This window comes from Streptomyces sp. SLBN-118 (assembly GCF_006715635.1).
Taxonomy (GTDB): Bacteria; Actinomycetota; Actinomycetes; order Streptomycetales; family Streptomycetaceae; genus Streptomyces.
On sequence record NZ_VFNP01000001.1, the window covers coordinates 2,777,515 to 2,804,274 of the forward strand.

Consider the following 26,760-nt stretch of genomic DNA (forward strand, 5'->3'; position numbering starts at 1 on the left):
GCCTTCGCCAACTGACCCTCGTCAGTACTGAGTTCAGTGCGGAGTCAGTGCGAGCTCAGTCCAGGGCCACCGACCTGCGCAGCGGATCGCGCAGGTCGGTTCCGTGCGTCAGCCAGCGCTCCTGGAGCTCCTGCGCGCCGTGCACCCGCTTCCAGGCCGCCTCGTTCGACGTCATCGGCAGCAGCGGCAGAAAGCGCACCGGGTCCAGCGGCGCATCCAGTTCCAGATCTTCGACAAGACCGCCCGGCTCCGCGACGAGCACAGAGCTGAACGGGGCGGACGGCCACAGCGGACCTCCGACGTCCAGCGAGGCGCCGGGCGCCACGACCACGCCCTCGACCTGCGGCGACGCGGCGAGCACGGCGAGCGGGCGCAGCACCTTGTCGGTGTCCGCGAGCCCGCCCCGTACGGAAAGGACCAGCTCCGCGCGCGGCCCCTTCACCGGGTCGGCGAGCGCCGCCGTGGGGTCCGTCATGGGGTGCGCGGACATGCCCAGGGTGGCGTAGCGCACGATGTCCCCGTCGCCGTCGCGATCCATGAAGCGGAGCACCTCGATGCGTTCCGTCCCGAGGAAGGTCACCGCGGCGCGCGCGTCCGGCTCACCAAGTGCCGTGCGCAGCCTGGCCTCGACCAGAGCAAGAACTTCTTCCATGTCGCGAGCATAAAGCGCGTATAGAACGGGCAAACGAAGGGATTGGCCCTCTGTCGGCTGATAGTCTTGGCCGCTGGTCGGGACAGCACGCCGGTGGGGGCACCCCAGGCGGAGTTCCGGGGAACTGCTCCCGGTCCCGGCGACACGTCATCCCTTACGGGGGACCGGCAGGAGGAGGTGGGGTCTGCGGTGGATCGAAGTCGACCGTGCAGTACCAACCGCTCTTCCGCACGACACCTCTCCTTGGTGATCTGAGGCCTTCCCGCACGGGGCCCGCGGCTTTCGCACGACGGAAGAGCACTTCGTTTTTGCCTGTCTGTAGCGAACGCCGTCACCGCGAATCCCGCGGTGCCGCCCGCTTTGCGGACGTATGCATCACGTCCCCATTCCGGGCTGTGCCACGCCACTCGCCGACGGCCTCTCCGTGAAGGAGCCCGCCATGTCGATGATCCGTGACCTGCGCGCAGCAGTGCGCCCGGCCCTGCGCAAGAGCAGCGCCCCGTACAACACGTACGACACCACCCGCGACCCGTCCGCCTCCAGTGCCGTCGTCGACTGCGCGGTCTACCGCGACGGGAAGCGGCTGGACACCGACCACTGCCAGACGCCGCACGAGGCGATGCTGCGGGTGCGTGAGGGCGGCGGCTTCGCGTGGATCGGGCTGCATGAGCCGACGGAAGCGGAATTCGCGGGGATCGCGGCGGAGTTCGGGCTGCACCCGCTGGCTGTCGAGGACGCGGTCCACGCCCACCAGAGGCCCAAGCTGGAGCGGTACGACGACACCCTGTTCACCGTCTTCAAGACGATCCACTACGTCGAGCACGCCGAGCTCACGGCGACGAGCGAGGTCGTAGAGACCGGTGAGGTGATGTGCTTCACCGGCCGGGACTTCGTCATCACGGTGCGCCACGGCGGCAAGGGCTCGCTGCGGGCGCTGCGGCACGGGCTGCAGAAGGACGCCGAGCTGCTCGCCAAAGGACCGTCGGCGGTACTGCACGCCATCGCGGACCATGTCGTCGACGGCTACATCGCGGTGGCCGCGGCGGTGCAGGACGACATCGACGAGGTCGAGATCGATGTCTTCTCGGCGCCCGCGAAAGGCAGCCCGCGGGGCAGCGACGCGGGGCGGATCTACCAGCTCAAGCGCGAGGTGCTGGAGTTCAAGCGGGCCGTTTCCCCGCTGCTGCGGCCGATGCAGCTGCTGAGCGAGCGGCCGATGCGGCTGGTCGACCCGGACATCCAGAAGTACTTCCGCGATGTCGCCGACCACCTCGCCCGGGTGCAGGAAGAGGTCATCGGCTTCGACGAGCTGCTCAACTCCATCCTCCAGGCCAATCTGGCGCAGGCGACCGTCGCGCAGAACGAGGACATGCGCAAGATCACCTCCTGGGCGGCGATCATCGCCGTGCCCACGGCGGTCTGCGGGGTGTACGGCATGAACTTCGACCACATGCCCGAGCTGCACTGGAAGTACGGCTATCCCATGGTGCTCACCGGCATCATCGGGCTCTGCCTCGCCATCCACCGCACCCTCAAGCGCAACGGCTGGCTGTAGATAGGCTGCCCGCATGACACAACAGCTGCTCGGCCAGGCGCTTGTCGAGGAGGCCACGAAGAAGTCCGGCCTCATCTGGGTGCGCGGCGGGGGTCCCGCGCGCGCCCTGTGGCACGTCTGGCACGAAGGCGCCGCGCATGTCGTGGGTGACGGGCCGGACGAGCAGCCGCTGCCGCAGCTGGCGAACGGCGCGAGGGCCGAGGTGACGGTCCGCAGCAAGGACAAGGGTGGCCGGCTGATCGCCTGGACGGCGACGGTGAGCGAACTGGAGCCGCACTCCGAGGCCTGGGAGTCGGCTGTCGCCGAACTGAAGGGCAAGCGGCTGAACGCGCCGGACGCGGAGCAGATGACGGAACGCTGGGCGCGTGAGTGCCGGGTGCTGCGCCTTGAGCCGCAGGACTCCAGCAGCGACTTCCCGCCCGACTCGGGAGCGGCGGCGCCGCTGCCGACGACGGCGACGACGCGCCGCCCTGTGCCTGCGGGACTGCCGCGGCTGCTCATGAAGGGCAGGCGGAAGCGCGGCTAGGACGTCTGGCCGCGCGGATTCAGCCCCGGCCGCTGCAGCGGGCACCGGGTGTCTTCGCAGGCGGGGCCGAAACATGCAGGGCCCCCGCCTGGCCCGGTTGGCCGTGACCCCGGCGGCGGAGCCGCGCGAGCGCTGCTAGTCGCTCGTCTTCGGAAGCTTCTGGCCGTAGTCCACCGTCTCGTCCTTCGACGGCGCCGCCAGCGCGAAGTCCTTGTCCCATTCCCCCAGCGTCAGCACACCCGCCCCGCCCGCCCGAGCGAACTGCAGTGGATACGGCTTGCCCTCCAGCGAGACGTCGAGCGTGCCGCCCGCGCCCTCGCCCGCCATGACCTTGATCGTGCGTACGCCGCCCACCTGCGTACGGTTGCCCTTGCTGAGTTCGCCCTGCATACCGAGCAGGCCCTCCAGCAGCACATCCATGTCCGTGAAGCCGCGGAACTGTTTGTACGCCGGGTCCCCCTTCGGAACCTTCACGTACTTGTCGTTGAGCTTGCCTGCCGCCTCCGAGTCCGTCGTACCCGGCTTCTCGTCGCCTTCGCCGTCCACGTGACTCCAAAAGCCCACGTCGGCCTTGAGGTAGAGCGCGTCCCCGATCCGCAGCAGCTCGAAGGTGTTGTCCTTCGAGGTGACCGAGCCGGTGCCGCCGTCGTGCTTGAGGCGCATGTTGAGCTTGTACGTGCCGCCCTTGCTGACCAGCGTCCCGGAGAGCCGCACCGACGTGGCCGCGTCCGCCGTCGCGCGCGCCTTCGTCTCGATCTCGGCCGCGGAGAGCCTGCCGATGCCGTTGGTCCCCGCGTCCGGGTCCTCGCTGCACGCCGTGAGTACCGCGGTCAGCCCGGCGCACAGCGCCACGGAGAGCGCGGCCCGGCGAACCCGGGAAGCCGGAGGGAGGGGAGTCACAAGCGCACTGCCTCTCATCTGCTTGTCGTGGTGGCAGACCGCAGCGTACCCGTGCTCAGGGCATCGATCGGAAGGGTCACGTCCGGACGCCCAGCCAGGGCGGCCCGGAACGGTACGGGCTAGCCTGAAGCCCTCAAACAGCGGCATTCGCGGGCAAAGAGGAGGTGTGGAGCATGGTGGCGGGCGCCCCTCGGATCTTTGTCTCCCACCTCGCCGGTGTGCCTGTGTTCGACCCCCACGGTGACCAGGTCGGACGCGTGCGCGACCTGGTCGCGATGCTGCGCGTGGGCCGCCGTCCGCCGCGCCTGCTCGGCATGGTCGTCGAAGTGCTGAGCCGCCGCCGGATCTTCCTCCCGATGACCCGGGTCACCGGCATGGAGTCGGGCCAGGTCATCACCACCGGCGTGCTGAACATGCGCCGTTTCGAGCAGCGCCCCACCGAACGGCTGGTGCTCGGCGAGCTGTTGGACCGGCGCGTGAGCCTCGCCGACACGGGCGAGGAGGTGACCGTCCTCGACGTCTCCATCCAGCAGCTGCCCGCCCGCCGCGACTGGGAGATCGACAAGGTCTTCGTACGCAAGGGAAAGCCCGGGGCGCTGCGCCGCAAAGGCGAGACGCTGACGGTCGAGTGGTCGGCCGTGACCGGCTTCTCGCTGGAGGAGCACGGGCAGGGCGCCGAAAGCCTGCTGGCGACCTTCGAGCAGCTGCGCCCCGCCGACCTCGCCAATGTGCTGCACCACCTGTCACCGAAGCGCCGAGCCGAGGTCGCGGCCGCGCTCGACGACGACCGGCTCGCGGATGTCCTGGAGGAGCTGCCCGACGACGACCAGGTGGAGATTCTCGGCAAGCTCAAGGAGGAGCGCGCGGCGGACGTCCTTGAGGCAATGGACCCGGACGACGCGGCCGACCTGCTCTCGGAGCTCCCCGAGGAGGACAAGGAGCGGCTGCTCACACTGATGCGGCCGGACGATGCCGCCGATGTGCGGCGCCTGCTGTCGTACGAGGAGCGGACGGCGGGCGGTCTGATGACCACCGAGCCGATCGTGCTGCGCCCGGACGCGACGGTCGCGGATGCCCTGGCGCGCGTACGCCAGCAGGACCTCTCCCCCGCGCTCGCAGCGCAGGTGTACGTATGCCGGCCGCCCGACGAGACGCCGACCGGCAAGTACCTGGGCACGGTGCACTTCCAGCGGCTGCTGCGGGACCCGCCCTTCACACTGGTGAGTTCGATCGTGGACAGCGATCTGTCACCGCTCGCGCCGGACACCCCGCTGCCCGAGGTGACCAGCTATCTCGCGGCGTACAACATGGTGGCGGTGCCCGTCGTCGACGAGGGCGGATCGCTGCTGGGGGCGGTGACCGTCGACGACGTACTCGACCATCTGCTGCCGGAGGACTGGCGGGAGACGGATTTCGAGGAGTCCGCCCATGAGCAGGCCGCCCGCGAAGAGGTCGCCCTCGAAGAGCCCGCCGACGAACAGCCCGCCGGCGAAGAGTCGGCGCGTGGGTAGCGGCAGCGAGCACGCGGCGGGCGAGCGCGGCGAGCACAAGGAGCGGACGCCCGCCGGGGCGAGCGCCCTGCCACGTCACCGCACGCGGCTCGACCAGCCGCGCGCGCCGCGGCGCAGGCTGCTGCCGCAGTACGACCCCGAGGCCTTCGGCAGGTTCTCCGAGCGGTTCGCCCGCTTCCTGGGGACGGGGCGGTTCATCGTCTGGATGACGGTGATCATCATCATGTGGCTCCTCTGGAACGTCTTCGCGCCCGAGGACCTGCGTTTCGACGGATTTCCGTTCATCTTTCTGACGCTGATGCTCTCGCTTCAGGCGTCCTACGCGGCTCCGCTGATCCTGCTGGCGCAGAACCGGCAGGACGACCGGGACCGGGTCACCTACGAGCAGGACCGCAAGCAGAACGAGCGCTCCATCGCGGACACGGAGTATCTGACCCGGGAGATCGCCGCGCTCCGGATGGGCCTCGGCGAGGTCGCGACCCGGGACTGGATCCGATCCGAGTTCGAGGATCTGATGAAGGAGATGGACGAGCGGCGGATATTCCCGTCCGAGCGCCGGGACGGAAGTGACGAAGGCGACCGCTGACAGGGCTTACCGGTGGTGGCACTGCGCGCCGTACCATCGTCCGTATGGCTACGGAAGACGCGGTGCTTGAGGCACTGGCGACGGTGAACGACCCCGAGATCAACCGCCCGATCACAGACCTCGGCATGGTCAAATCAGTCGAGATCGGGGCGGACGGGGCGGTTGCCGTCACGGTTTATCTCACCGTCTCCGGGTGCCCGATGCGCGAGACGATCACCAAGAACGTGACCGACGCGGTCGCACGCGTCGAGGGCGTTTCGCGCGTCGACGTCACACTGGACGTGATGGGCGACGAGCAGCGGCGCGAGCTGGCGGCCTCGCTGCGCGGCGGCACAGCCGAGCGCGAGGTGCCGTTCGCCAAGCCGGGCTCGCTGACCAGGGTGTACGCGGTGGCCTCGGGCAAGGGCGGCGTCGGCAAGTCCTCCGTGACCGTGAACCTGGCGGCGGCCATGGCGGCCGACGGGCTGAAGGTCGGCGTCGTCGACGCCGACATCTACGGGCACAGCGTGCCGCGCATGCTCGGTGCGGACGGCCGTCCCACCCAGGTGGAGAACATGATCATGCCGCCGTCCGCGAACGGCGTGAAGGTCATCTCGATCGGCATGTTCACCCCGGGCAACGCCCCGGTGGTGTGGCGCGGCCCGATGCTGCACCGCGCACTCCAGCAGTTCTTGGCGGACGTGTACTGGGGCGACCTGGACGTGCTGCTCCTCGACCTGCCGCCGGGCACCGGCGACATCGCGATCTCCGTGGCGCAGCTGGTGCCGAACGCCGAGATCCTGGTGGTCACAACCCCGCAGCAGGCTGCGGCCGAGGTGGCCGAGCGGGCCGGTTCGATCGCCGTACAGACGCACCAGAAGATCGTGGGCGTCGTCGAGAACATGTCGGGCATGCCGTGCCCGCACTGCGACGAGATGGTCGACGTCTTCGGCTCCGGCGGCGGCCTGCGCGTCGCCGAGGGGCTCACGAAGACGACCGGAGCGAATGTGCCGGTACTGGGCTCGATCCCGATCGACGTCCGCCTGCGCGAGGGCAGCGACGAGGGCAAGCCGGTCGTCCTGACCGACCCGGACTCGCCGGCGGGCGCCGCGCTGCGGGCGATCGCGGGCAAGCTGGGTGGCCGGGCGCGCGGTCTTTCGGGCATGTCGCTGGGCATCACGCCGCGCAATAAGTTCTGAGGCGGCCCGCCGGGTCCGGGGACAGCGTCCCCGGACCCCCAGCTGTGGCCGGGGCGTGTTCCAGCATGCCCTAGGAGGCGTACGCGCCCAGGTCCTGGACCGCCGAGAAGCCCAGCCCGTACGCGCTCATCCCCCGCCCGTACGCACCGATGTGCACGCCCGCCCGCGTCGATCCCGCCAGCACCCAGCCGAAATCCGACTCGCGGTAGTGGAAGGACGTCGGCACACCGTCCACCGGCAGCGAGAGCACCGACCAGGCCGGTCCGTGCAGATCGTCGGCCAGCTCGAACGCGGTCTCCGTCTGCTGGTCCAGCCAGTCGTCGCGCAGCGAGTGGTCCAACTGGCCGGGCCAGGTGTGGGCCAGCAGCCCCGAGCCGGCCAGCCAGGCCGCCGAGGAGACCGTGGTGGCGTCCAGGACCCCTGTGCCGTCACCGCTGCCGCGCACCGGGCTCGCCGCGACGGTGATGACGGCCGCGAAGCGCTCCCTCTCCGCGCAGCCCGCCTCGGACCGTATCGACGGCTCGTCGCCGTGGCCGGTCGCACCGTGCTGGACCGTGCCGTCCGCCGCGATGCCCACCTGCATCAGCCAGCGCGGGCCGGTGAAGGCCTCGTCGAGGCCGTACCAGGGGAAGGTCGCCCGCAGGTACCCGTCGACCGCGCGCCGGGGCGGCGTCCCCGCCTGTGCCGCCGCGAGCGGGCGCTGCCCGTCGGGGGCAGGGGAATCGCTGACCGTGCCTTGCGCCGCCAGCCGACTTGTCGTCTCCATCTACCCGGCCGCCTCCTCTGTGTCCGAGGCCCGGAGCGGACCCGCCCCCCTCGGGCGTCCTCACTGCCGGACAGATGGAGAATAGCCACCCTGTCCCGGCTCGCAGGGATTGACGGTACTCAGGTGGCGTCTGCGTCGAAGGGCGGGCGCTCGTCCTGATCGAGCTTTTCGCGCTTCTTGAGCAGGTCGGGGCTGCCGGGCGAGCCGTTGACGGCGGCCGGGACCGAGGCGGCGGATTCCGTGCTGTTCACCGCGTCCGCGACCTCGTTGATCTCCTTCTTGAGGTCGAAGCTGCTGCGGAGCTCCTTGAGTTCCTTGAGGTCGTCGTTCTCGTTCAGCTGCTTGCGGATGAACGCCTTCGGGTTGAGGTCCTCGAACTCGAAATCCTTGAACTCCGGCCCCAGTTCGCTGCGGATGTCCTGCTTCGCACTCTCGGAGAACTCGCGGATCTTCCGGATGAAGCGGGTGACGTCCTGGATGACCTTCGGCAGCTTGTCCGGGCCGAAGATGAGCACGGCGAGCACCACGAGCGCCGCCAGCTCCAGTGCGCCTATGTCATTGAACACCCTGCTGCTCCTTGTGTTCTGTGCGGCCCGCAGGTCGGATGGGGTCCGGGCCCGATCCACGGTACCCGCCGGAACTGTCGGCGCGGTACCTTCCCGCGGTCCGCGGCAGCACCCGTGCCGCGGGCGTTTCGCTGCATGTCATGTGCCGGACGCCGAGCCGAGCGTGAGGGTCATCTTCCGTTCACGCCCGCCGCGGACCAGGGTCAGCTCGAGCCGGTCGCCGGGGCGGTGGGAGCGGATCTTCACTATCAGTTCCTCGCCACTGTGGACGCGCTGACCGTCGACCTTGGTGATGACGTCGCCCGGCTTGATACCGGCCTTGGCGCCGGGGCCCTTGGGTGAGACGGACGGCGTGCCGTCCTTGCCCTTCTCGCCGACCCGGGCGCCGTCGCCGGTGTACTTCATGTCGAGGCTGACACCGATCACCGGATGGGTCGCCCTGCCGGTGTTGATCAGCTCCTCGGCGACGCGCTTGCCCTGATTGATGGGGATGGCGAAGCCGAGCCCGATGGAGCCCGCCTGGCCGCCCTCGGGGCCGGCGCCTGTGTCGGCGGCGCGGATGGCGCTGTTGATGCCGATGACGTGGGCCTTGGCATCCACCAGCGGTCCGCCCGAATTGCCGGGGTTTATCGGGGCGTCGGTCTGGAGCGCGTCGACATAGCTGACATCACTGCCGTCGCCCTTCTCGCCGCCCGCCGTGATGGGGCGCTCCTTGGCGCTGATGATGCCGGAGGTGACGGTGTTCTGGAGGTCGAAGGGCGCGCCGATGGCCACGACCGGGTCGCCGACCTGAACGCTGTCGGAGTTGCCGAGGGGCAGCGGCTTGAGGCGGGAGACACCGGTGACCTTGACGACGGCGAGGTCGTAGCCGCTGTCCTTGCCGACCAGCGTCGCCTTGGCGGTCTCGCCTCCGCTGAACGTGACGGAGATCTCCCCGGCGGAGCCTGCCGGGTCCACGACATGGTTGTTGGTCAGGATGTGGCCCTGCTGGTCGAGTACGAAGCCGGTCCCGGTGCCCTGTTGGCCGCTGCCGCTGACATGGAGGGTGACGACGCTCGGCAGCGCGCTGGCGGCGATGCCCGCGACGCTGTCCGGCGCACGGTGGCCGTTGTCCTTGGGCGCCTGCGGGAGTTCGATGTCGGTGATGCCGCCGTTGCGTTCGATGTACGCGCCGATGCCGCCGCCGACCCCGCCGGAAACCAGCGCCAGCAGGAGGGCGCCGACCAGCAGCGATCCACGGCGCTTCTTCTTGGGGGGCTCGCCGGCGTGGGTCAGGGGTCCGCCGGGGGTGCTCCACGGGTCGTACTGCAGCCAGAGCGAGTGCCCAGGCTGAGCCGGGACCTGGGGCTGGGGCTGGGGCTGGGGCTGGGGCTGGGGCGGCGGGGCGTACCCGCTGCCCGCCGCCGGCGCCGCGCCGTTCGATGCGGCGCTGTACTGCGGCGGGATGGGCGTGCCCTGTGCCGGGGTCGGCACGGGCCGCTGTACAGGCGGCGCGGGCGCCCACGGGCCCGGACCGCCGTACGGCGGGGTGCTGTACTCGTCGGGTTCGTGCAGCGGCTTCGGCCTGGGCGGCGCAGGAACGGGAGCCGGAGCCGAAGCGGGAGCGGGAGCGGGAGCAGGAACGGAAGCGGCAGCAGGAGTCGGCGAAAGCTCCGCCGTGACCTCCGTGTCCGCCACTTCCTCGGGCGCGGTCACCAGCGCAGGTTCCGGCGCCGTCACCGGCTCCTGCATCTGCGCTTCGGGGTGGTTCGCACGTCCCGCGCTGGGCCGGCTCCACCACTTCGCCTTGGGTCCGGTGGGCTTCCCGTCGTCCATGCTCTCCCCGCAAACTGCCGGCCTGCGCACCCCCGTGGGGCACCCCTCAGAGGATTCAACCAGGTTTGCGAATCTCCGCGCAGGGTGCCCGTCAGCGGCGGGGTGAGCGGGGCGGAGCAGGCTGCGTCGCAGCAGCGGGATCCGTGGGGACGGGGCTCGCCGTGGGGGTGACGCCGGGAGCGGTGGCGAGTTGGAACGCCGGGACCGTAGGACGTATCAGCGGGGGCCGGGAGAGCGAGGTGTCCGTCAACAGCGGTGCGGCGAGGGCATGGTTGTGCGGCGCGGCGGGGGCCAGCAGGCTGGGCGCCCCGGCGACGAGCGGCCGCGTGTCCTGTTTTCCAGGGCCACTGCCGCCGCTGCGGCGGCGCTCGGCCTCCGTACTCCTGATGCCGTTCACCCCGGAACCCGAACCGGTGGCCGTACGCAAGGGCGTGACGTTGTTCCCCGAGCCCTCGCCTCGCGGGTCTGCCTGGAGCGAAGCGTTCAGGGGCATGGCACCGCCGAGGGCGATCGCAGCGAACGAGACGGCGCTTGCGGCCGCGAAAGCGAACCTGCGCCCGCGCCAGGGTGAGCGCTCCGCTTCCGGACGCCCCACGTCATGGATGCGGAAACCGCCGGACCTGCCGGGAAGCACGGTCGCGTGCGCGCCCGTGGGTACGTACCCGAAGGGCTGGGTTCGGGAGGTGCGGGAGTCGCGGTCTGCTTCCGGCGAAGGATTCAGCGCTCCGAAAACCGACTCGGCGATCCGCCCCCCGTCGAAAGGACCCCCCGGGTCGTCGTCACCTCCGGGTCCCGCGGGCAGCCCTTGAAGCCGCGCCAGCAGTCCCTCGGAGGGCGGCGGCGGCGCGGTGTGCGCGAAGACGTTCTTCAGGCGGCGCTGGGCATCGGCCTCGGCCTTGCACTTGGGACAGGTCGCCAGATGGGCCAGCACCCGGTCCCGTACGTCGTGTTTCAGCTCGCCGTCGACAAGCGCGGCAAGCCGGTCCCCCAGGTGCTGCTCCGCGGGGGTGGGACTTGAGCCAGTCACGCCGGTCCGCCCTCCCCTGCCAGGCCGACCGCAGCCATCAGCGTGCGCTGCTGCTCCGCACGGGCCTCCGGGGAACGGTGCTGCAGGGCCTTGCGCAGATGCGACCGCCCGCGGTGGATGCGGCTGCGGACGGTGCCCAGCTTGACGCCGAGGGTGGCGGCGATCTCCTCGTACGACAGTCCCTCGATGTCACAGAGGACCACGGCCGCACGGAACTCCGGGGCGAGGGTGTCCAGCGCCTGCTGCACATCGGCGTCGAAGTGGGTGTCGTTGAAGACCTGCTGCGGGGACGGCTCCCGGCTGGGCAGCCGCTCGGCCGCGTCGTCGCCGAGCGCGTCGAAGCGGATGCGCTGCTTGCGGCGGACCATGTCCAGGAACAGGTTCGTGGTGATCCGGTGCAGCCAGCCCTCGAAGGTGCCGGGAGTGTACGTGGACAAGGAGCGGAACACGCGGACGAAGACTTCCTGAGTGAGGTCCTCGGCGTCGTGCTGGTTGCCCGTCAGTCGGTAAGCGAGGCGGTAGACCCGGCCGCTGTGCGTGCTGACGATCTCCTCCCAGGAGGGAGGGGTCCACGCCTGCGATTCCGCATCCGATGCGAATGTCGCGGTTGCTGCGGAGTCGTGGGTGCGGGACTGGTCAGCAATGTCGGTCACGGATCTCGGCTCACCCGACGACCTGAGGAAGCGCCTCAGCACTCCTCTCCGATCCGCGGGTGCAGCCGCACCTCCCCTGTCGGCTCTGGTGGTGTCCAGCGGAGCCCCTACCATAGCCACCTCGCCCGTTAGCTCCGGATAAGAATCTTTACGCGAATTTGGGTGCTGCTTCGTGTCCTGATTCATGCGCTTACCCCCGTCCTTCACAACGCCTGGTCCCATCTGCGGGTTCCCGGGCGCAGCGGATACAGTCAGCGTCGCGCCAACTACGGGGACAGGAGAGGGTCATTACCGCCAACCGGCAGACGAGCTGGGCGTTCGCCGACGCCTTTGTCGCCGAGGACGATGCGCTGCGCTGGGCCCGTGACCGGTCCCGGGAGTCAGGGCTCCCCTCGGTGTCGCCAGGCACGGGTGCCGCGCTGCGACTGCTGGCTGCCACGGCTGACGCGAAAGCGGTGGCCGAAATCGGTACGGGGACGGGAGTCTCCGGGATCTATCTGCTGCAGGGCATGCGGCCCGACGGCGTACTGACCACGGTGGATCCCGAGCCGGACCGTCAGCAGTTCGCCAAGCAGGCGTTCCGCGCGGCGGGCTTCGCGGGGAACCGGGCCCGGTTCATCCCGGGGCGGGCGCTGGACGTCCTTCCGCGCCTGGCGGACGGCGGGTACGACCTCGTGTTCTGCGACGGCGACCGGCTGGAGTCGCTGGAGTATCTCGCTGAATCGTTGCGCCTGCTGCGACCTGGCGGTCTGGTCTGCTTCGAGGGCGTCTTCTCGGAGGGCCGCACGGTCGACTCGGCGGCCCAACCGGCGGAGGTGCTGCGCGTACGGGAGCTGCTGCGGGCGGTCCGTGAGAGCCAGGAGCTGCTGCCGTCCCTCCTTCCGGTGGGCGACGGCCTCCTCTGCGCGGTCCGGCGCGGCTGACCCCCGGCCCGGAGCTGCACTCCGAAACCGCATTGCCCCGGAAAACGCATTGCCCCGGCACGTCAGTACCGGGGCAATGAAAGTGTGGGCGCTTCCGCGTCAGCCGACGACCTTCTTCAGGGCGTCGCCGAGGGCATCGGCTTCGTCCGGAGTCAGCTCGACGACAAGCCGACCGCCGCCTTCGAGCGGAACGCGCATGACGATGCCCCGCCCCTCCTTGGTCACCTCGAGCGGGCCGTCGCCCGTCCGCGGCTTCATGGCCGCCATGCTCGTTCCCCTTCCTGAAACCAGCTCATCGCAGCCGACAACCCAGGTGTCACCGGCATCGAACACATTGCTTCCAGGTCATTATCCCGCATGGCGGGACCCGATGACCAACATCAGTCGGCATCGCTTGAGCAACGCGCTCTCTCAAAACCACTCAATTCGGCGATCCGCCTGCGATACTTCGCCACCGCGCACGGGGCCGGGCCCGAAGATTCTTAGACGCAGGTCACATGGTCGGCCCTGGAGATCTCCGACATGCTGGGGCTGCACACTCGCCGAAGATGCCTGAACAACGCCGTCAGAGCTGCAAAGGGGACCAGCCATGGCCGACTCCGTGCTGTACGAGGTGAGCGACGGACTCGCGACGATCACGATCAACCGGCCCGAGGCCATGAACGCGATGAACACCGAGGCCAAGGTCGCTCTCCGGGACGCAGCCCGGGCAGCCGCCGCGGACCCCGCCGTACGGGCGGTACTGCTCACCGCGTCCGGGCGCGCCTTCTGTGTGGGCCAGGACCTCAAGGAGCACATCGGGACCCTCGTCGCCGCCCGGGAATCGGGCAGCGGCGACGTCATGAACACCGTGCGGGACCACTACAACCCCATCGTGCGGGCTCTGACCGAGATGCCGAAGCCGGTCGTGGCCGGGGTCAACGGCGTCGCCGCCGGCGCGGGTCTCGGCTTCGCCCTCGCCGCGGACTACCGGGTGGTCGCCGACACCGCCAAGTTCACGACCTCGTTCGCGGGGGTCGCGCTGACCGCGGACTCCGGGGTGTCCTGGACGCTCCCCCGGCTGATCGGCCAGAGCCGCGCCGCCGACCTGCTGCTCTTCCCGCGGTCGTTCTCCGCGCAGGAGGCGTACGAGTGGGGCATCGCGAACAAGCTGGTCCCCGCCGACGACCTGGCCGCCGAGGCGGCCGCCGTGGCCCGTGCTCTCGCGGAGGGGCCGACCGTGGCATACGCGGCGCTCAAGGAGTCCCTGGCCTTCGGCGCGGGCCACACGCTCGGCGAGACCCTGGAGAAGGAGGACGAGCTCCAGTCGCGGGCCGGCGCCTCGGAGGACCACTCGATCGCGGTCCAGGCGTTCGTCGGCAAGGAAAAGCCGAAGTACCTCGGCCGCTAGCGGAGCCAGAGGCTACGAGGCCGCGGAAGCGGCTCCGCGGGCGACGCAGTCGCTCAGGTGGTCATCGACGAGGCCGCACGCCTGCATCAGGGCGTACGCGGTGGTCGGCCCGATGAAACGCAGACCGCGTTTCTTCAGAGCCTTCGCCATCGCCGTGGACTCGTCGGTGACGGCGGGCACGTCGGCGATCGTGAGCGGAGCCGGCCGCTTCGCCGTATTCGGGGCGTACGACCAGATCAGCGTGTCCAGCTCGCCAGCCGGCCAGTCGGCGAGCACGCGCGCGTTGGCGAGGGTCGCCTCGACCTTGGCGCGGTTGCGGATGATCCCGGGGTCGGCGAGCAGCCGCTCCTTGTCGGCGTCGGTGAACTCCGCCACGGATGCGATCTTGAAGTCGTCGAAGGCGGTACGAAAGCTGTCACGGCGGCGCAGAATGGTGATCCAGGACAGACCGGACTGGAACGCCTCCAGGCAGAGTCGTTCGAACAGCGCGTCGTCGCCGTGGACCGGGCGGCCCCACTCCTCGTCGTGGTACGTGACGTACTCGTCGGCGGACAGGCCCCAGGGGCAGCGCAGCCTCCCGTCGGGCCCGGGGACGGTGCCGCCGGTCACTGCTCGGGCTCCTCGCCGGGCTTGGTGAACAGGTCACGCCTGCCCCCCGCGGTGGCCTGCGCACCGGCCAGCGCGGACTCCAGTTCCGCGATGCGCGCGTCCCGCTCGGCGAGCTCCGCGCCGAGGCGGCCCAGCACATCGTCCACGTCGGCCATCCGGTAGCCGCGGGGGGCGACCGGCAGCCGCAGCGCGTCGACGTCGGCCCGGCCGACGGGACGGGAGACCGGCAGCGGATCCACCAGTTGCTCGGGCGCCGCCTCCGGCAGAGCCGCCCTGTCGCCGCCGCCGACCACGGCGAGCGTGACCGCGGCGACGACCACGACCATCGCGATCAGCAAGAACAAGAACACGAGCGACCCTCTCCCCGGAGCGGATACTGTCCGGTGCTGATCGTGCCACGACCCTCTGACAGTTAGGGTCGCAGGCGGACGACCTGAGGAGGAAACCGCTGATGCTGCGGCTGGGACGGCGCGAATTCGACGCGCACGAGCCGGTGATCATGGCGATCGTGAACCGTACGCCCGACTCCTTCTACGACCAGGGCGCGACGTTTCGCGACGAGCCCGCGCTCGCCCGGGTCGAGCAGGCGGTGGCGGAGGGCGCCGCCATCATCGACATCGGTGGCGTGAAGGCCGGTCCCGGCGAAGAGGTCACCGCCGAAGAGGAGGCGCGGCGGACGGTCGGCTTCGTGGCCGAGGTCCGCAGACGGCACCCGGACGTCGTCATCAGCGTCGACACCTGGCGGCACGAGGTGGCCGAGGCAGTCTGCGAAGCAGGTGCGGATGTGCTCAACGACGCGTGGGGCGGCGTCGACCCGAAACTGGCGGAGGTGGCCGCGCGCTACGGAGCCGGCCTGGTGTGCACCCACGCGGGCGGCGCGGAACCGCGGACCCGGCCGCACCGGGTCGCGTACGACGACGTGGTCGCGGACATTCTGCGGGTGACGTTGTCGCTGGCCGAGCGGGCGGTGGAGCTGGGGGTGCGGCGGGACGGGATCATGATCGATCCGGGCCACGACTTCGGGAAGAACACGCGTCATTCGCTGGAGGCGACGCGGCGGCTCGGGGAGCTCGTCGAGACGGGGTGGCCGGTACTGGTCTCCCTCTCGAACAAGGACTTCGTCGGGGAGACGCTCGACAGGCCGGTGAAGGAACGCGTGATCGGGACGCTGGCGACGACGGCGGTGTCGGCGTGGCTGGGGGCGCGGGTGTACCGCGTGCACGAGGTGGCGGAGACGCGGCAGGTGCTGGACATGGTGTCGACGATCGCGGGGCACCGGGCGCCGGCGGTGGCGAGGCGAGGGCTGGCGTAAGGGGCGGGGCGGGTTGCCCGCGTCGCCGGTCCCCCGCCCCGCCCCAGCCCCTCCGGCGATTGAGTCGCGCCGGACCTACCGGCCCGTCTCCTTCGTGACCATCGAGACCGCCTCGTCCACGTCGTCCGTGACATGGAACAGCAGCAGATCGTGCGCCGACGCCTTCCCCTGCGCCACCACGGTGTTCCGCAGCCAGTCCACCAGCCCGCTCCAGTACTCCGTGCCGAACAGCACGATCGGGAAGCGTGTGACCTTCCGCGTCTGGACCAGGGTGAGTGCCTCGAACAGTTCGTCCAGCGTGCCGAGGCCGCCCGGCAGGACCACGAAGCCCTGCGCGTACTTCACGAACATCGTCTTGCGGACGAAGAAGTAGCGGAAGTTCACGCCGATGTCGACGTGCTGGTTGAGCCCCTGCTCGAAGGGGAGCTCGATGCCCAGGCCGACCGAGATGCCCTCGGCTTCCCTCGCGCCCTTGTTCGCCGCCTCCATCGCGCCGGGTCCGCCGCCGGTGATCACCGCGAAGCCGGCGTCGACCAGGGCCTTGCCGATGCGGACACCCGTCTCGTACTCGGGGCTTCCCGGCGCCGTGCGGGCCGAGCCGAACACACTGATCGCGCTGGGCAGTTCGGCGAGCGCGCCGAAGCCCTCGACGAATTCCGACTGGATGCGCATGACCCTCCAGGGGTCGGTGTGCACCCACTCGGAATCGCCTTCTGTGTCCAGCAGCCGCTGGTCGGTGGTTCCGGGCTGGACCTGCTGCCTGCGGCGCAGCACCGGTCCCAGTCGCTGTTCCGCCAGCGACCGCAAACCCTCGGGTCGCTCGGGGTTGCCCATGACCTGCTCCCTCCGCCGAACATCATCGCTTTGGCTCAGAGTAGGTCGGCGAACGTTACGACATGTGAAATCGAGGCTGTCAGGCAGTGAGCCAGTCACGGAGCCGGACCTCGCAGTGCGTGATCTTCTCCACGGCGACATGCTCGTCCCGCTTGTGGGCGAAGAGCGGGTCGCCCGGTCCGTAGTTGACCGCAGGCACCCCCTGCGCGCTGAAGCGTGACACGTCCGTCCAGCCGAACTTGGGCTGCGCGCTGCCTCCGACGGCCTCCATGAAGGCGGCCGCAGCCGGGTGCGAGAGCCCCGGCAGCGCTCCGCCCGCGTGGTCGTCCACCACGAACTCCTCGACGCCGCAGTCCGCGAAGACCTCGTGGACGTGCGCCAGGGCCTGCTCCTGGGTGAGATCGGGCGCGTAGCGGTAGTTGACGGCGACGGTGCACTGGTCGGGGATGACGTTGGTGGCGACGCCGCCCTCAATCCCCACGGCGTTGAGCCCCTCCCGGTATTCGAGGCCGTCGATCACCGGGCGCCTCGGCTCGTACGCCGCGAGGCGGGCCAGGATCGGGGCCGCGGCGTGAATGGCGTTGGACCCCATCCAGCTGCGCGCGGAGTGCGCCCGCTCCCCTGTCGTACGGAGGAAGACCCGCAGCGTGCCCTGGCAGCCGCCCTCGACCTGGGCGTTGGACGGCTCCAGGAGGACCGCGAAGTCACCCTTCAGCCAGTCTGGGTGGGTTTCGGCCACATGACCCAGCCCGTTGAGGTGTGCGGCGACCTCTTCGTTGTCGTAGAAGACGAAGGTGAGATCGCGGTTGGGCTCGGGGACGGTCGCGGCGATCCGCAGCTGGAGCGCGACGCCCGACTTCATGTCGCTGGTGCCGCAGCCCCACAGCACGCCGTTCTCGTCCAGCCGGGAGGGCACGTTGTCCGCGATCGGGACGGTGTCGATGTGCCCGGCGAGGATGACCCGCTCGCTGCGGCCGAGGTAGGTGCGGGCGACGATGTTGTTGCCGTGCCGGTCGACGGTGAGGTGCGGCAGTTCGCGCAAGGCCTCCTCGATCGCGTCGGCCAGGGGCTTTTCGGTGCCGCTGACCGACGGGAAGTCGACGAGTGCGGCGGTGAGCGCCGGGGCATCAAGAGTGAGGTCAAGCACGGTGTCGGGCATGGCTCCGACCTTAACGCGGGCTCCAGTACGGTGGGCAGCGTGCCCGAGACCGCCTCCCCCGTCCGGCGCGGCCGCCTTCTGCGTATGGCGGCCGCGCTCGCCGTGCTGCTGGCACTGATCGGTTACGTCGTCGTGCAGCACGTCACCGGCGGCGCCGCGCCGCGCTGCACGGTCCGGACGGGCCAGGGCGAGGACGGCGGCCCCACGTACGAACTCAGCCCGGAGCAGGCCGCGAACGCCGCGACGATCTCCGCTGTCGGCACCACCCGCGGCCTGCCGGAGCGCGCGGTGACCATCGCGCTCGCGACGGCCCTCCAGGAGTCGGGTCTGCGCAACCTGGGGCACGGCGACCGGGACTCGCTCGGCCTCTTCCAGCAGCGTCCGTCGAAGGGATGGGGCACGACCACCCAGATCCTCGACCCGGTCTACTCCGCCGGGAAGTTCTACGAGCATCTCGCCGAGGTCCCCGGCTATTCGCGTCTCCCGCTGACGGTCGCCGCGCAGCGCGTGCAGCGCAGTGGTTTCCCGCAGGCGTACGCGAAGCACGAGCCCGATGCGACGCTTCTGGCCGCGGCCCTCACGGGTCGCGCGGGCGGGGCTCTGACCTGCGAGTTGCGCGAGGCCGACAAGGCAGGCGACCCGGGGAAGGTCCGGGCGGAGCTGGTCCGGGCCTTCGGCCCCCAGGTGCTGCCGAAGGCAGGGACCTCCGGCCGGACGGCGGCGCCCGGCCCGCGCGAGGTGTCCGTACCGGTGCCGTCGACCGTCAGGACGCTCGGCGGCGGGACCACCCAGCGGGGCTGGGAGCTGGCGCACTGGGCGGTCGCGCGCGCGGACGGTCTGCGGATCGAAGAGGTCTCCTACCGGGGCCGGGTGTGGAGCGCGCAGAAGCCCGAGATGGGCTGGCGTTCGGCCGGCAAGAAAACGCCGCCGACGGGTTCCGCGGCGGATTCCGCTGTCTCCGACGTACGAATTCGCCTCGCACGCTGATCCGAGCACCCCCTCGAACGAGGCACTCCACTCATCTCCGGACGAGAACATTCGTGACGGTTCGGCCCGCGCCCCCACCGATCCCTCAATTCCCTTGAAAACAAAGGGGAGTGACGGTTCGCCAGGCGGTTTCGCAATGGAATGTTTGCCCGTCTTTATCCGAAACCGATAATGCGACGCATTGCAAACTCTTTACCTTGGGGCACCGCAACTTATCCCGCCCTCCGGGCGGTTGTCAGTGCGTCCGAACCAACGTCCTTCTCGTCTCTAGGAGCATCATGTCCCTCCCCCTGACCCGTCGGATCGCCCGTGCCGCGCTGCTCATCGCGGCGGGAGCAGCCCCCGTGGTCGGTGCGGCCGGCTCCGCAAGCGCCGTCGACCTTCCGCAGGCCCCGGTGGGCGGCCTGACCGCGCTCGACACGGACGGCCTCGGCGACACGGTCGACGGCGCGTCGCAGAAGGCCTCCGGCCTGGCGGGCGACACCGGCGGCAGCGCGGTCAAGAAGGCCGTTCCGGCCGCCGGCAAGACCGTCGACAGGACCGGCAAGACCCTCGGCAAGACCGGCACGTCGGCGCCCGGCACCGCCCAGGAGGTGGCCGGTGAGACCGCCGGCAGCGCGGGCGACGTCGTGGGTGGCACCGCCGGCACCGCGACGCAGTCGCTCGGCGGCCTCCCCGTCGGCGGCGACCTGCCCACCGGGCAGCTGCCCGTGGATTCCCCGCTCGGCTAGGACGCGTACGGCGAAGGGCCCGGGGAGCGCTGTGCTCCCCGGGCCCTTCGCACGTTCTCAGCAGGCTCAGCCCAGGCGCTTGACCGCGGCCTCGACGCGCTCGTCGGTCGCCGTGAAGGCCACCCGCACGAAGTGCTCACCGGCCGTCCCGTAGAAGTCGCCCGGCGCCACCAGGATGCCGAGTTCCGCCAGGTGCGCCACCGTGTCCCAGCACGGCTCGTCTCGCGTCGCCCACAGATAGAGGCTGGCCTCACTGTGCTCGATCCGGAAGCCGTGCCCTTCCAGCGCGGTGCGCAGAGCCGTGCGCCGGGCTGCGTACCGCGCCCGCTGCTCCGTCACATGCACGTCGTCACCGAGCGCCACGACCGTGGCGGCCTGCACCGGAGCGGGCGTCATCATGCCGCCGTGCTTGCGGATCCGCAGCAGCTCGCCCAGCACCTTCTCGTCGCCCGCGACGAAGGCCGCCCGATAGCCCGCCAGGTTGGAGCGCTTGGAGAGCGAGTGGACCGCGACGACTCCCTCGTACGAGCCACCGCAGACATCCGGGTGCAGAACCGAGACCGGCTCCGCCTCCCAGCCCAGCTCCAGGTAGCACTCGTCGCTGAAGACCAGCACGCCGTGCGCTCGTGCCCACGCGACGACACGGATCAGCTCGTCCTTGGGCAGCACACGGCCGGTCGGGTTGGAGGGAGAGTTCAGCCAGAGCAGCTTGAGTCCGGCCGGGTCGAGCTCGGTGGGGTCGTCATAGACAACCGACTCCGCGCGGGCGAGCCGCGCGCCGACCTCGTACGTCGGATACGCGAGCCGCGGGTGGGCGACCTTGTCGCCCGGGCCGAGACCCAGCTGGGTCGGCAGCCAGGCCACCAGCTCCTTCGAGCCGACGACGGGCAGGACGTTCGTGTGCGCGACGTCGACCGCACCGAGGCGCCGCTCGACCCAGCCGGTGAGCGCGTCACGCAGCTCGGCCGTGCCCCACACCGTGGGATAGCCGGGCGAGTCGGCGGCCGCGACCAGGGCCTTCTGGATCAGGTCCGGGACGGAGTCGACCGGAGTGCCGACGGACAGATCCACGATGCCGTCCGGGTGGGCCGCGGCCGTCGCCTTGTAGGGCTCGAGCTTGTCCCAGGGGAAAACAGGAAGGCGCGAAGAGACTGCGGACACTGGCTTCTCTTTCTGTCTTTCCGGGTTGAACGCTTCGGTCCCGTACGGACGACGAGCCGTACGGGACCGGGGGAGCACCTGCCGCGGGGCCTACTGGTTCTGCGGCGGAAGTGCGGCGATGAAGGGGTGGTCGCGCTCGATCAGGCCGAGCTTGGAAGCACCACCGGGCGAACCGAGCTCGTCGAAGAACTCGACGTTCGCCTTGTAGTAGTCCTTCCACTCCTCCGGGGTGTCGTCCTCGTAGAAGATCGCCTCGACCGGGCAGACCGGCTCACAAGCACCACAGTCGACGCATTCGTCCGGGTGGATGTACAAGGACCGGGAGCCCTCGTAGATGCAGTCGACGGGGCACTCCTCGATGCACGCCTTGTCCTTGACGTCGACACAAGGCTGCGCGATGACGTAGGTCACGCTGTCGTTCCTCCTCGGTAGGGCTGGCATTGCGCGGGAGCGCGGCGTCGTCGATGCCCGCCCCTAGTATCTCCGTTCCTGGGGACGATCCGAACAGGAGGGGCGCGCAGACCTGTGGAATTCACCGGCGGCGGACGGCTCGAGGTCCGTATTACACCTGCTGACGTGGGCAAACGTGTATCAGTGAGACGCCTGACCGACGCTGACAGCGGGCTGACGAAGTTCACCGACGCGGTTGGCGTTCTCACATCCTGGAACGAGGGTGTGCTGCTGATCACACGACGGACCGGAGAGACCGTCCGTATCCCGGAATCGTCCCTGGTCGCGGGCAAGGTCGTCCCCGCCGCGCCGGCGCGGCGGCGGGGTCCCGCGGCGGACTTCGAGGAGCTCGCGCGGGTCATGGCACGCGCCTGGCAGCCGGTGGAGAGCGAGCGGCTGGGCGAGTGGGAGCTGCGGGCGTCGTCGGGGTTCACCCGGCGGGCCAATTCGGTGCTGCCGCTGGGCGAGGCGGGGCTGCCGCTCGACGAGGCGCTGACGCGTGTGCGCGCCTGGTACGAGCACCGGGGACTGCCCGCGTACATACAGACAGCGACCGGCGCGGCGGGCACCCAGGAGGAGCTGTGCGCGCAGCTGGAGGCGCGAGGATGGCTGCGCGAGGTGTCGGCGGAGGTACGGATCGGGAGCCTGGCGCCCGTCGGCGACCTGGACGCGGATGTGGAGCGGGTGCGGCTCGCGCGCACCGTCGACGAGGCATGGCTGCGGCGCTACCAGCGGTCCGGTGTGCCCGGGCCACATGTGCTTCACGTCCTGGGAAGCGGCCCTTCGGTGTGGTTCGCGGCCGTGCCCGGAGAGGGTGAGGTACCCGCGGCCATCGGGCGGTGTGTGGTCGACGGACGCTGGGCGGGCTTCATGGCTGTGGAGGTGGACCCGGCCCACCGGCGTCAGGGCCTGGCCACCACGGTGATGACCGCGCTGGCGGGGCGCGCGCTGGAGGAGGGCGCGTCGGCCGCCTGGCTTCAGGTGGAAACCGACAACGACGGGGCGCGCGCGCTGTACGAGGAGATGGGTTTCGCGACCCATCACCGCTATCACCACTTCCGGCCCGCTTAGGCGGGTACGAAACGCGTATGCACGACGAATCCCCCGACGTCCCCGCCGACCGGTCCGCCGACCGGCGACTGCAGTTCGCCGAGGAGGCCCGCTCCGAGCGGCCCGACCTCGCGGCGCTGTGCCTGCTGGTGGGCGCGGTGGCGGACCCGGCCGTGGACGACGCCGCCCTGGACGCGGCCCAGATCGAACTGGACCGGCTGGCCGGACTGCTCCCCTTCGGTCTCACCGCACCCCGCGCGTGGGCCGCGGCACTGGCCGACCTCCTCGGCGGACGCCTCGGCTTCAGGGGCTCGCCCGGTGACTACCAGCGCCTGGAGTCGTCCCTGCTGCACGCGGTCCTGCGGCGCCGCCGGGGCCTGCCCATCCTGCTCTCGGTGGTATGGATCGAGGTCGCCCGCCGGGCTGGGGCGCCGGTGTACGGGGTCGCCCTGCCCGGCCACTTCGTGGTCGGCTTCGGCGACCCGGCCGCGACGGACGAGCACGTCCTCGTGGACCCCTTCGCGGGCGGCCGACTGCTGACCGGACCGGACGCTGAACTGCTGGTCGCAGGGGCAACGGGCGGGCCGCTCGACCCGTCGATGCTGACCGCGGCGGATCCGCTGGACGTGGTGCTGCGCATCCTCAACAACATCCGGGCATGGGCGGCGACCCGACCGGAACGCTCGGACGTCGCCCTGTGGGCGGTCGACCTGTCGCTGCTGCTGCCGTCCCATCCGGCACGGCTGCGCTACGAGCGGGCGCAACTGCTCGTACAGCGCGGGGAGTTCCTGACGGGCGCGGCGGAACTGGACGCGTACGCGGACCTGGTGGCGGCGGTGGACCGCGCCGCGGCGGACTCGATCAAGGGGCGGGCGCGGGCGGCGCGGGCGATGCTGAACTGAGTCCCGAGGTCACCATGCCCCGGCACCGGCAGTACGCGTCGGCGGTCGAAGTAGAGCCCCGCACACATTTGTTGGCCGCCATCGTGCCATCGCCTGGACAGCCGCTGACGGTATGTAAAGCTCTGGCCTGTAGTGTCTCGCGAAGCAACTCGGTGGGGGGCCGGGTGAGATGAGCCGAGCCTGAGAGTGCCCCCATCAGTCGCGCACATCGGACACAACGAAGACCATGGGGGCTGATTCATGAAGCACACCGGCCTGAGGCGCAAGCTCTGCGCCATAGCCGCCGGCGCAACCGTCCTGCTCCTCCTTCCCGCCACGGCTGCCGACGCCGCCGGCACCGGCGGCACGCAGGTCTATTCGGGTGGCGCCTGGAAGGCACTGCCCGGCATCCGGTCCCTGTCGGGGGACGGCACCGGTTACACCATCCAGTTCGCCACCGCCGACGCCCGGACCAAGCTGGGGCCCGCCGCCAAACAGGCCGCGGCCCAGCTCACCTCGGTGACCGGCATCAAGTTCACCGTCTCGACGACCCTCAAAGCCTCCCCCGAAGCGTGTGCGGCACAGCCACGCCACGTCCTGACGCTGGGCACCAAGTACCGCCCGTTCAACGGCAAGGTCGGCATGTCGCGCGCGTGGCACTGCTACAACACCGGTGACCACAGTGTGTGGGGCGGATGGTCGTGGATCGACACGGAGTACTGGTCGCGGCCCGACTGGTTCAGCAGCAACAAGGCGACCAACGCGGCCAGGCTGAAGAACGCCATCAACCACGAGATCGGCCACTTGGTCGGCCTGGACCACCCGAACAAGGACCTCAACCATGACGGCAAGGTCGCCGATTTCGAGTGCCCACTGACCCCGAAGAAGTACCGGCCCTTGATGTGCTCGCCCAACGGCGGCTACACCTCGGCAGACGACGGCGGCAAGTTCACGTCGATCGAGACACCTGGTCTCAAGCAGCTCGCGGCCAACTGGACCCTGCCTGCCCCGGCTGCCAAGGCCCGCCTCGCCACGAGCGCACCCGGCATCGACAGGGGCGCGCTCGGCGGAGCAGACTCCTGACGCGAAACACAGGCAACACCTGAGGCAGCAACGCTCCTCATATTTCGGGGTGCCGCCGGTGCCACCTGCGGCACCCCGAAACCGGCTGCTCTCAGAGCCGGTCCTTCTCCCGCGCCTTCCGCACCGCCTCAGCCCGGTTTCCGACCGCGACCTTCTGGTCGATGTCGAGCAGCGCCACGTGCACCTTGGGGGCAGCGACAAGAGCCCCTGCCCGCATCCGGGCAGGGGCTCTGGACAACGCCAGGGGGCAGACCTAGCTCGGGTTGAGCTCGATCACCGTGGTGCGCTCCTCGGGGGTCTTGCCGCGCAGCGCCGTTCCCATGGCCTGCGCGACATCGTCGGCGGAGACCTGGTGCTTCTTGCCGTCACCCTTGGTGATCATGACGCCGTCGAAGACGCCGTCCAGGAGCTCGTCGATCGCCTTCTTGTCATAGACCTCGACGAGCTTGCCGTCGATCGCCTTCATGGAAAGGATCTTCGGCAGCGACCTGGCCGGGCCGAACTGAATCTGTTTGCCGCCCGCCTTTATCGTGATCAGGCCGGACATCGCGGGTTCCGCGAAGGCCTTCATCGCCCGGTCGAGTTCCGTCTGGCTGATGGTCGGCCGACGGCCGGCGACCGGCAGCTCCACCAGGTTGGGCCTGCCCGTCTCGACCTGGGCGCGGTAGGCGTCCTTGACGGAGATCATGGAACGCCCGACGTCCAGCGCCTGGCCCGACTTGCCCGGTACCGCCACGGCCCTGCCCGGCTCGAACCTGATCGTGCTCTCCGTGGCCGAGCCCGAGACGCCCGCGATGTCGCTGAGCGCGACGCTCAGCTTTTCCTCGTCGACCAGGATCACCGGCTCGGCGACGCGCTCGCCGCCGAACAGGGAGCCGATCACCGAGACCGGGTTGTAGTCGCTGCCGGCGGCGTTGCGCACGGTGGCCTGGCTGTCCAGCGAGAGCCCGGCCTTGTCCGGGGCGAGCTGCTCCTTCTTGCCGCCCACCGAGAGCTGAAGCGGGGTGGCCGCGCGCCTGCCGAGAGCGGCGTCGAGCTTGCTGACGGCGTCCTCCTTGGTCCCGCCGCCGATGTCGACGCCGAGGACCGTGGTGCTCTTCGGTACCTCGGAGTGGTTCATCAGCAGGCCCGCGCCGTACGCGATGCCGAGCAGGCCGACCACCGCGGCGCCGGCCAGCACCAGCTTGGAGCGGCCCTTCTTGGCGGGCGCGGAACGGGGGGCCGGGGCGGGCCCGGCTGCGGCGGGCGCGGGAGGTGACACCACGGGGCCGACCGGGCTGCCGCCCGTACCGGCCGGGAACTCGGGCGCGGAGAAACCGGCGTCGGGGTCCTGCGGGCCCGGGCCGCCGATGATCGGGGGCACGAGCGGGTTCGGCCCGGTGCCGGGTCCGGTCGCGGGTGGGGCGCCGGGGCTGCCGAAGGGCCCGAAGGGCGAGCGGTGCTCCGGGGGGACCACGGGGATCCCGCTGGTGAGCGTGTCGCCGGAGACATGACCACCGGGGGGCTCGGCGGCCGGTCCGGCGGGCTTCTGCGGGGTCAGCACGGCGGTGTCGTCGGACATCATGGGTCCGCCGGGGCCGGAGCCGCCGGGCACGCCAGGGCCCTGCCCGGGAACGCCGGGGCCGGGGCCCGCAGGCGCGCCCTGGCCGCCCGTACGCGGACGGATCGGCATGCTGCCCTTGACCGGTCCCCCGGTCGGGCCGCTCGGCGGCCGTACACCCGGCGGAGGTGTGCTGCTCCCGGGAGCGAAGCCGTTGGCAGCCGGAGGCGGGGCGTCTGCGTTCGCCGCCAGGTCGCTGAGCGAGCCCTGGGGGCGCGGCGCGGACTCGGGACCGGCCTGTGCCTGGCCGGGCGGGCGGGCGCCGGACGGCTGTTCCTCGGAGAAGTACGGAAGTCCCGCCCCGGGACCGCCGCCGTTCGCGGAGGCGCCGGGTGCGCCGGACGCCCCGCCGGGACCCGCGGGCGCGGCGGAGGCGGACGACTGGGCACCTGGTACCGAAAGCCCCGCCCCGTTCGTACTGGTCGACGAGGACTTCCGCGGCGCGAACCAGTCGCTCGCCGGGGCCTTCTCCTCGGCCTGGGGCGCGGCCGCGGCGGCGTCCTGCGCCACCTCCGGCCGCCGGGTGCTGCCCGTGCGCTCGTTGTCCTGGCCACCGGACGCGGCCGCGTGGGCGTCCGCATCCGCCTCGCTCATCGGCGTACGCATGACGACCGGCGGGATCGGCCGCGAACCCGGGATGTTGATCCGGATGCGGGTGGTCAGCGTGGTCTCGGTCCTGGGCTCGTCCGGCGGCGGCTCGGCGGGCGCGGCGGCGGTCTCGTCCGGAGCGTCCTGCGTGGGATGCAGCGACGGATACTGGCGGGATCCGTACGGCGGTGTTCCCGAGGGGTACGCGGCTCCACCGCGCCCCTGGGGGCCGGAGGACGAACTGTCAGTTTCACGACTCAAAGCAGG

29 protein-coding genes are annotated in these 26,760 nt (G+C 70.6%); 13 read left to right on the top strand and 16 right to left on the bottom strand.

The window, feature by feature from the left end:
• Positions 1-55: 55 nt before the first annotated feature.
• The gene (locus FBY35_RS12380; protein ID WP_142213849.1) at positions 56-652 is read right to left on the bottom strand and encodes a suppressor of fused domain protein; all 597 of its coding nucleotides are present in this window, start codon (positions 650-652) and stop codon (positions 56-58) included.
• Between the two features lie 439 nt (positions 653-1,091).
• Between FBY35_RS12380 and FBY35_RS12390 the strand changes: the two genes are divergently transcribed.
• Positions 1,092-2,207, top strand: coding sequence for a magnesium and cobalt transport protein CorA (locus FBY35_RS12390; RefSeq protein ID WP_142213850.1), 1,116 nt, complete (start codon positions 1,092-1,094; stop codon positions 2,205-2,207).
• A gap of 13 nt (positions 2,208-2,220) precedes the next feature.
• Positions 2,221-2,733 (top strand): hypothetical protein, encoded by a 513-nt coding sequence (locus FBY35_RS12395; protein WP_142213851.1) that lies wholly within the window; start codon positions 2,221-2,223, stop codon positions 2,731-2,733.
• A 135-nt stretch (positions 2,734-2,868) separates the two neighbouring features.
• Here FBY35_RS12395 and FBY35_RS12400 read toward each other — a convergent pair whose 3' ends face one another.
• Positions 2,869-3,633, bottom strand: a complete 765-nt coding sequence (locus tag FBY35_RS12400) for a hypothetical protein (RefSeq protein WP_142213852.1) — start codon at positions 3,631-3,633, stop codon at positions 2,869-2,871.
• Positions 3,634-3,806: 173 nt separating this feature from the next.
• Between FBY35_RS12400 and FBY35_RS12405 the strand changes: the two genes are divergently transcribed.
• The 3 genes from FBY35_RS12405 (at position 3,807) to FBY35_RS12415 (ending at position 6,908) form a co-directional block, all read left to right on the top strand.
• The gene (locus FBY35_RS12405; RefSeq protein WP_260848594.1) at positions 3,807-5,144 is read left to right on the top strand and encodes a magnesium transporter MgtE N-terminal domain-containing protein; all 1,338 of its coding nucleotides are present in this window, start codon (positions 3,807-3,809) and stop codon (positions 5,142-5,144) included.
• Between the two features lie 67 nt (positions 5,145-5,211).
• Positions 5,212-5,730: a DUF1003 domain-containing protein gene (locus FBY35_RS12410; protein WP_260848683.1), complete on the top strand. Its 519-nt coding sequence runs from the start codon at positions 5,212-5,214 to the stop codon at positions 5,728-5,730.
• 44 nt (positions 5,731-5,774) lie between these two features.
• Positions 5,775-6,908 (top strand): Mrp/NBP35 family ATP-binding protein, encoded by a 1,134-nt coding sequence (locus FBY35_RS12415; RefSeq protein WP_142213854.1) that lies wholly within the window; start codon positions 5,775-5,777, stop codon positions 6,906-6,908.
• Positions 6,909-6,978: 70 nt separating this feature from the next.
• Here FBY35_RS12415 and FBY35_RS12420 read toward each other — a convergent pair whose 3' ends face one another.
• The 5 genes from FBY35_RS12420 to sigE all read right to left on the bottom strand — a co-directional run bounded on the left by FBY35_RS12420 (position 6,979) and on the right by sigE (position 11,849).
• Positions 6,979-7,674 carry a hypothetical protein gene (locus FBY35_RS12420; RefSeq protein WP_142213855.1) on the bottom strand — a complete coding sequence of 232 codons (696 nt, stop codon included), beginning with the start codon at positions 7,672-7,674 and terminating at the stop codon, positions 6,979-6,981.
• Positions 7,675-7,793: 119 nt separating this feature from the next.
• Positions 7,794-8,240, bottom strand: a complete 447-nt coding sequence (locus FBY35_RS12425; protein ID WP_142213856.1) for a sec-independent translocase — start codon at positions 8,238-8,240, stop codon at positions 7,794-7,796.
• Between the two features lie 138 nt (positions 8,241-8,378).
• Positions 8,379-10,055: a S1C family serine protease gene (locus FBY35_RS12430; RefSeq protein WP_142213857.1), complete on the bottom strand. Its 1,677-nt coding sequence runs from the start codon at positions 10,053-10,055 to the stop codon at positions 8,379-8,381.
• 91 nt (positions 10,056-10,146) lie between these two features.
• The gene (locus FBY35_RS12435) at positions 10,147-11,082 is read right to left on the bottom strand and encodes an anti-sigma factor (protein WP_142213858.1); all 936 of its coding nucleotides are present in this window, start codon (positions 11,080-11,082) and stop codon (positions 10,147-10,149) included.
• The gene (gene sigE / locus FBY35_RS12440; RefSeq protein ID WP_186356921.1) at positions 11,079-11,849 is read right to left on the bottom strand and encodes an RNA polymerase sigma factor SigE; all 771 of its coding nucleotides are present in this window, start codon (positions 11,847-11,849) and stop codon (positions 11,079-11,081) included. Before sigE ends, FBY35_RS12435 begins: the two co-directional genes overlap by 4 nt.
• 131 nt (positions 11,850-11,980) lie before the next feature.
• Here sigE and FBY35_RS12445 point away from each other — a divergent pair, with 131 nt between their 5' ends.
• Positions 11,981-12,658, top strand: coding sequence for an O-methyltransferase (locus tag FBY35_RS12445; RefSeq protein ID WP_142215034.1), 678 nt, complete (start codon positions 11,981-11,983; stop codon positions 12,656-12,658).
• 99 nt (positions 12,659-12,757) lie between these two features.
• Here FBY35_RS12445 and FBY35_RS12450 read toward each other — a convergent pair whose 3' ends face one another.
• Positions 12,758-12,925: a DUF3117 domain-containing protein gene (locus FBY35_RS12450; protein WP_003966491.1), complete on the bottom strand. Its 168-nt coding sequence runs from the start codon at positions 12,923-12,925 to the stop codon at positions 12,758-12,760.
• A 322-nt stretch (positions 12,926-13,247) separates the two neighbouring features.
• On the opposite strand from FBY35_RS12450, the gene FBY35_RS12455 reads away from it, so the two are divergent.
• The gene (locus FBY35_RS12455) at positions 13,248-14,048 is read left to right on the top strand and encodes an enoyl-CoA hydratase/isomerase family protein (protein ID WP_142213860.1); all 801 of its coding nucleotides are present in this window, start codon (positions 13,248-13,250) and stop codon (positions 14,046-14,048) included.
• A gap of 12 nt (positions 14,049-14,060) precedes the next feature.
• Here the strand turns inward: FBY35_RS12455 and FBY35_RS12460 are convergent, their stop codons facing one another.
• A complete protein-coding gene (locus FBY35_RS12460) occupies positions 14,061-14,657 on the bottom strand; it encodes a DNA-3-methyladenine glycosylase I (protein WP_142213861.1) in 597 nt (198 codons plus the stop codon).
• The gene (locus tag FBY35_RS12465; protein WP_142213862.1) at positions 14,654-15,007 is read right to left on the bottom strand and encodes a DivIVA domain-containing protein; all 354 of its coding nucleotides are present in this window, start codon (positions 15,005-15,007) and stop codon (positions 14,654-14,656) included. The genes FBY35_RS12460 and FBY35_RS12465 overlap by 4 nt, the downstream gene beginning before the upstream one ends.
• 101 nt (positions 15,008-15,108) lie before the next feature.
• On the opposite strand from FBY35_RS12465, the gene folP reads away from it, so the two are divergent.
• Positions 15,109-15,969, top strand: coding sequence for a dihydropteroate synthase (gene folP, locus FBY35_RS12470; RefSeq protein WP_142213863.1), 861 nt, complete (start codon positions 15,109-15,111; stop codon positions 15,967-15,969).
• Between the two features lie 75 nt (positions 15,970-16,044).
• Here folP and FBY35_RS12475 read toward each other — a convergent pair whose 3' ends face one another.
• Together FBY35_RS12475 and dapE are read right to left on the bottom strand one after the other, a co-directional pair.
• Positions 16,045-16,803: a TIGR00730 family Rossman fold protein gene (locus FBY35_RS12475; protein WP_142213864.1), complete on the bottom strand. Its 759-nt coding sequence runs from the start codon at positions 16,801-16,803 to the stop codon at positions 16,045-16,047.
• 79 nt (positions 16,804-16,882) lie between these two features.
• Entirely contained in the window at positions 16,883-17,962 is a 1,080-nt protein-coding gene (dapE, locus tag FBY35_RS12480; protein ID WP_142213865.1) for a succinyl-diaminopimelate desuccinylase, read from the bottom strand.
• Between the two features lie 39 nt (positions 17,963-18,001).
• Between dapE and FBY35_RS12485 the strand changes: the two genes are divergently transcribed.
• Together FBY35_RS12485 and FBY35_RS12490 are read left to right on the top strand one after the other, a co-directional pair.
• Positions 18,002-18,949 (top strand): hypothetical protein, encoded by a 948-nt coding sequence (locus tag FBY35_RS12485; protein ID WP_260848595.1) that lies wholly within the window; start codon positions 18,002-18,004, stop codon positions 18,947-18,949.
• 278 nt (positions 18,950-19,227) lie between these two features.
• The gene (locus tag FBY35_RS12490) at positions 19,228-19,680 is read left to right on the top strand and encodes an ATP-binding protein (protein WP_142213866.1); all 453 of its coding nucleotides are present in this window, start codon (positions 19,228-19,230) and stop codon (positions 19,678-19,680) included.
• A 66-nt stretch (positions 19,681-19,746) separates the two neighbouring features.
• Here FBY35_RS12490 and FBY35_RS12495 read toward each other — a convergent pair whose 3' ends face one another.
• Positions 19,747-20,841, bottom strand: coding sequence for a bifunctional succinyldiaminopimelate transaminase/glutamate-prephenate aminotransferase (locus tag FBY35_RS12495; RefSeq protein ID WP_142213867.1), 1,095 nt, complete (start codon positions 20,839-20,841; stop codon positions 19,747-19,749).
• Positions 20,842-20,931: 90 nt separating this feature from the next.
• Positions 20,932-21,252, bottom strand: a complete 321-nt coding sequence (gene fdxA / locus FBY35_RS12500) for a ferredoxin (protein WP_018089397.1) — start codon at positions 21,250-21,252, stop codon at positions 20,932-20,934.
• 114 nt (positions 21,253-21,366) lie between these two features.
• Between fdxA and FBY35_RS12505 the strand changes: the two genes are divergently transcribed.
• The 3 genes from FBY35_RS12505 to FBY35_RS12515 all read left to right on the top strand — a co-directional run bounded on the left by FBY35_RS12505 (position 21,367) and on the right by FBY35_RS12515 (position 24,305).
• A complete protein-coding gene (locus tag FBY35_RS12505; protein WP_142213868.1) occupies positions 21,367-22,362 on the top strand; it encodes a GNAT family N-acetyltransferase in 996 nt (331 codons plus the stop codon).
• A gap of 17 nt (positions 22,363-22,379) precedes the next feature.
• Positions 22,380-23,243 carry a transglutaminase-like domain-containing protein gene (locus FBY35_RS12510; protein WP_142213869.1) on the top strand — a complete coding sequence of 288 codons (864 nt, stop codon included), beginning with the start codon at positions 22,380-22,382 and terminating at the stop codon, positions 23,241-23,243.
• Positions 23,244-23,483: 240 nt separating this feature from the next.
• Positions 23,484-24,305 carry a hypothetical protein gene (locus FBY35_RS12515; RefSeq protein WP_142213870.1) on the top strand — a complete coding sequence of 274 codons (822 nt, stop codon included), beginning with the start codon at positions 23,484-23,486 and terminating at the stop codon, positions 24,303-24,305.
• Positions 24,306-24,396: 91 nt separating this feature from the next.
• On the opposite strand, the gene FBY35_RS36615 is transcribed toward FBY35_RS12515, so the two are convergent.
• Together FBY35_RS36615 and FBY35_RS12520 are read right to left on the bottom strand one after the other, a co-directional pair.
• On the bottom strand, positions 24,397-24,543 hold the full coding sequence (locus FBY35_RS36615; RefSeq protein ID WP_222123126.1) for a hypothetical protein: 147 nt from the start codon (positions 24,541-24,543) through the stop codon (positions 24,397-24,399).
• Positions 24,544-24,558: 15 nt separating this feature from the next.
• Positions 24,559-26,754: a hypothetical protein gene (locus FBY35_RS12520; RefSeq protein WP_186356922.1), complete on the bottom strand. Its 2,196-nt coding sequence runs from the start codon at positions 26,752-26,754 to the stop codon at positions 24,559-24,561.
• Positions 26,755-26,760 lie beyond the last annotated feature (6 nt).

Excerpts from the sequence above, each read along its gene's own strand:
- FBY35_RS12380 (WP_142213849.1), bottom strand. The coding sequence starts at position 652 with ATGGAAGAAGTTCTTGCTCTGGTCGAGGCCAGGCTGCGCACGGCACTT.
- FBY35_RS12390 (WP_142213850.1), top strand. The coding sequence starts at position 1,092 with ATGTCGATGATCCGTGACCTGCGCGCAGCAGTGCGCCCGGCCCTGCGC.
- FBY35_RS12395 (WP_142213851.1), top strand. The coding sequence starts at position 2,221 with ATGACACAACAGCTGCTCGGCCAGGCGCTTGTCGAGGAGGCCACGAAG.
- FBY35_RS12405 (WP_260848594.1), top strand. The coding sequence starts at position 3,807 with ATGGTGGCGGGCGCCCCTCGGATCTTTGTCTCCCACCTCGCCGGTGTG.
- FBY35_RS12415 (WP_142213854.1), top strand. The coding sequence starts at position 5,775 with ATGGCTACGGAAGACGCGGTGCTTGAGGCACTGGCGACGGTGAACGAC.
- FBY35_RS12420 (WP_142213855.1), bottom strand. The coding sequence starts at position 7,674 with ATGGAGACGACAAGTCGGCTGGCGGCGCAAGGCACGGTCAGCGATTCC.
- FBY35_RS12430 (WP_142213857.1), bottom strand. The coding sequence starts at position 10,055 with ATGGACGACGGGAAGCCCACCGGACCCAAGGCGAAGTGGTGGAGCCGG.
- sigE (WP_186356921.1), bottom strand. The coding sequence starts at position 11,849 with ATGGTAGGGGCTCCGCTGGACACCACCAGAGCCGACAGGGGAGGTGCG.
- FBY35_RS12450 (WP_003966491.1), bottom strand. The coding sequence starts at position 12,925 with ATGGCGGCCATGAAGCCGCGGACGGGCGACGGCCCGCTCGAGGTGACC.
- FBY35_RS12455 (WP_142213860.1), top strand. The coding sequence starts at position 13,248 with ATGGCCGACTCCGTGCTGTACGAGGTGAGCGACGGACTCGCGACGATC.
- folP (WP_142213863.1), top strand. The coding sequence starts at position 15,109 with ATGCTGCGGCTGGGACGGCGCGAATTCGACGCGCACGAGCCGGTGATC.
- FBY35_RS12475 (WP_142213864.1), bottom strand. The coding sequence starts at position 16,803 with ATGGGCAACCCCGAGCGACCCGAGGGTTTGCGGTCGCTGGCGGAACAG.
- dapE (WP_142213865.1), bottom strand. The coding sequence starts at position 17,962 with ATGCCCGACACCGTGCTTGACCTCACTCTTGATGCCCCGGCGCTCACC.
- FBY35_RS12490 (WP_142213866.1), top strand. The coding sequence starts at position 19,228 with ATGTCCCTCCCCCTGACCCGTCGGATCGCCCGTGCCGCGCTGCTCATC.
- FBY35_RS12510 (WP_142213869.1), top strand. The coding sequence starts at position 22,380 with ATGCACGACGAATCCCCCGACGTCCCCGCCGACCGGTCCGCCGACCGG.
- FBY35_RS12515 (WP_142213870.1), top strand. The coding sequence starts at position 23,484 with ATGAAGCACACCGGCCTGAGGCGCAAGCTCTGCGCCATAGCCGCCGGC.